Source organism: Streptomyces hainanensis (assembly GCF_004348415.1).
GTDB classification, from domain to species: Bacteria; Actinomycetota; Actinomycetes; order Streptomycetales; family Streptomycetaceae; genus Streptomyces; species Streptomyces hainanensis.
The window spans coordinates 1-3,134 of the sequence record NZ_SMKI01000661.1 but is presented as its reverse complement, the minus strand read 5'-3'; the positions used below and the strand labels follow the sequence as shown (position 1 = coordinate 3,134).

The following is a 3,134-nucleotide window of genomic DNA, read 5'->3' as shown; positions in this document are numbered from 1 at the left end:
GGGCGGGGCGCCGACGGCAGAGTGGGGGGCGTGAACGAGCGAGGGTTGAGCGAGGACGGGACGATCGCGCGGGAGGGCTCGCTGGAGCGGGTGCCTGCGGCGTTCCGGCCCGTCGTCGCGGCGGCCCGCGCGCGGATCGGCGAGGTGTTCGGGGACGGGCGGCTGCACAGCGCGTACCTGTACGGCAGCGTCCCCCGGGGCACCGCGACCGTGGGCGTCTCCGACCTGGACCTCCAGCTCGCGCTGCGCCGCGAGCCCACCGCGCGGGACCGGGCCGACGCCTCGGCCCTGGAGGCGGAACTCGACCGGGGACGCGCGGAGATCGACGGCGTCGGCATCCTGCTCTCCGGCGTCGAGGAGTTGCTCGGCGAGCGGGGGCGGTACGACGGCGGGTTCTTCGTCGCCTGCCTCTGCACCCCGCTGCTCGGCGACGACCTCGGCGAGCGGCTGCCGCGGTACCGGCCGAGCTCGCTGCTCGCCCGGGAGACCAACGGCGACCTGGCGCTGCTGCTGCCGCGCTGGCGCGCCCGCGCGGCCGAGGCCGCCTCGGAGGCCGACCGGACGCGGCTGGCCCGCGGGGTGGCGCGGCGCGTCGTCCGCACCGGGTTCACGCTGGTCATGCCCCGATGGGGCGGCTGGACCAGCGACCTCGCGGAGTCCGCGGAGATCTTCGGCCGCCACCACCCGGAGCGCGCCGACCAGATGCGGGCCGCGGCGGCCGTCGGCCGCAGGCCCACGGGGGACCCAGCAGTGCTCCGGATGCTGATCGACGACCTCGGGCCCTGGCTCGCCACCACGTACACGGCCGCGCACGGGGAGAAGGCGCCGCGCGCCGGGTAGGGGGCTCAGTCCTTCACGCCGACCGCCGCCCACATGGCCACCTGGGCGTCGAAGTCGGCGGCCGCCGGGGCGAGGTCGGTGTGGTCGGGGCGCCACCGGTGCGGCACCTCGACGCCGGGGTCCAGCAGGCTCAGGCCGGTGAAGAACGCGGCGACCTCCTCGCGGGAGCGGGCCTGCGCGCCGATCCCGCTGCCCCGGTAGATGCCGGCCACCCGCTCCATCACCGTCGGGTCGAAGTCCCCCGTGCCGTGGCTGAGGACGAGCGCCGACCCGGCGGGCAGCGGCGCGAGCAGGCGCCGCACCAGGTCGTGCGCGCCCTGCGCGTCCGGGACGAAGTGCAGCAGGGCGACGAGGGAGACGGCCACCGGCCGGTCGAGGTCGAGCGTCCCTGCCGCCTCGTCCAGTATCCGGTCGACGTCGGTGACCAGGTCGGCCTGTAGGTACGCGGTGCGCCCCCGGGGCTCACTCCTTATCAACGCGTCGGCGTGGGTCAGCACGAGCGGGTCCTTGTCGACGTACACGACGGAGGACTCGGGGGCGATGGACTGGGCGACCTGGTGCAGGTTCGGCTCGGTGGGGATTCCCGTGCCGATGTCCAGGAACTGCCGCGCCCCCCGCTCGGCCAGGGTGCGCACCGCGCGGTGCATGAAGGCCCGGTTGACGCGCGCCGCGTGCCGCGCGCCGGGCCACACCGCGAGCACCTCCGCACCGGCCTCGCGGTCCGCGGCGTAGTTCGTCTTCCCGCCGAGGTAGAAGTCGTAGACCCTGGCGGGGTGCGCGGTGGTGAACCGCGCGTCGGGTAAGGCGTCCATCGCGCTCCTCGCGTCGGGGCCGGCGACGGGGCCGGCATCCGGTCCACCTCACCACACCGGGTGCCCCGGCGGGCGCCGTTCGGGTGTCGCGGGCCCGGTGAACCGGTGCCGTGCCGACGTCGGTGGCGGATCGGCGCACCGGAGCGCGGGCCGGCGCCCGGGCCGTGCGCTCACCACCCCGCGGCGGGGCCGGTTCGCCGGCGGTCAGCCCGCCAGGACGGCGTTGCACTCGCGTTGCAACGCCACGTCCGCCCACATGGCGTGGTGCGGGGCCGCGTTGGAGCAGACGACGGCGCCGCGGGCGCCGACGCGGGCGGACTCGGCGACGGCGCGGCGGCAGAACGCGGCGCCGACCGGGCCCTCCTCGAAGGTGGTGAGGCGCGGCGTGTAGCCGACCCAGCCCTCGCCGAACACCAGCGGGACGCCGGCCGCCGCGGCCCAGTCGGCGGCGGCCTCGATCCAGGTGACGAGCCGCTGCTCCATGGCGAGCCGGTGGATCGCGTAGCGGTCGTAGAGCCAGGCGTCCCACCTCGCGGGGTCGCACCAGTCGTGCGCGTACAGCTCGCGGTCGTTCACGATGGTGGCGTCGAGCCGCCAGCGGTCCTCGGCCGGCGGCTGCCAGTCGGCCAGGTCGGGGGCGCCGGGGCGGAGCAGGTCGCGGCGGATCGCGTCCTGCGGGAAGGGGCGGGTCGGGTCGCGGAGCGCGTAGGTGTCGATGAGTTCGTCGAGCACCCCGTAGACGTACGGGTGGAAGGCGGCCACGTCGGCGCCGGCCGGGATGCCGCGGAACGAACCGACGGGCACGGTCGCGTAGTTGACGGTGACGGGCCGGTCGGGGTGGCGTTCCCTGAACCGGGCGAGACCGCGTTCCAGGCGGGGACGGAGGGCGACGACCGGGTCGGCGTCGGCGGGCAGTCCTTCGGCCAGGCGGCCGGCCTGCACCTCGTTGTGGAGTTCGGTGAAGGCGACGCGGTCGTCGAGGCCGTCGTGGGCGGCGAGGAAGTCGATCAGGTCGGCCTGCGCGTCGGCCAGGGCCTCGGCGCGCCGTTCGGGGTCGATGGCCATCAGCGCGTCGAACCACCGCCGGTCCCCGGCGAAGGACGGGCTCTGCTGGTACTCCCAGCTGGAGAGGATGACGTGGAAGTCGTGCCGGCGGGCGGCCCGGAACAGGGCCAGCAGGTGGGCCCGGCCGTCGAGTTCGACGGTGGCCCGGACGTCGTACCAGCGCACCCGCTGGCCGTACTCGCCGCCCAGCGGGCCGAGGCGGAGCCGGCTGGTGTCGAGCCCGGAACCGAACAGCAGGTACGGCATGGCGCAGATGCGGATGGTGTTGTAGCCGCGCGCCGCGGCCTCGGCGAAGGCGCGGTCGAGGTCCTCGAAGGGTTCGCCCGGGCCGGTGCGGGTGTACCAGGTGAAGTCCCAGAGGGAGATGGTCAGTTTCGCGGGCAGCCGGGGTGGGAGCGGCGTGGGCACGGCGGGGGC

3 protein-coding genes are annotated in these 3,134 nt (G+C 75.8%); 1 reads left to right on the top strand and 2 read right to left on the bottom strand.

Annotated elements, in window-relative coordinates:
- Positions 1-30: 30 nt before the first annotated feature.
- On the top strand, positions 31-840 hold the full coding sequence (locus E1283_RS34300; RefSeq protein ID WP_132822077.1) for a nucleotidyltransferase domain-containing protein: 810 nt from the start codon (positions 31-33) through the stop codon (positions 838-840).
- A gap of 5 nt (positions 841-845) precedes the next feature.
- Here the strand turns inward: E1283_RS34300 and E1283_RS34295 are convergent, their stop codons facing one another.
- Positions 846-1,652 (bottom strand): SAM-dependent methyltransferase, encoded by an 807-nt coding sequence (locus tag E1283_RS34295; RefSeq protein WP_132822076.1) that lies wholly within the window; start codon positions 1,650-1,652, stop codon positions 846-848.
- A gap of 204 nt (positions 1,653-1,856) precedes the next feature.
- On the bottom strand, positions 1,857-3,125 hold the full coding sequence (locus tag E1283_RS34290; protein ID WP_132822078.1) for a cellulase-like family protein: 1,269 nt from the start codon (positions 3,123-3,125) through the stop codon (positions 1,857-1,859).
- Positions 3,126-3,134 lie beyond the last annotated feature (9 nt).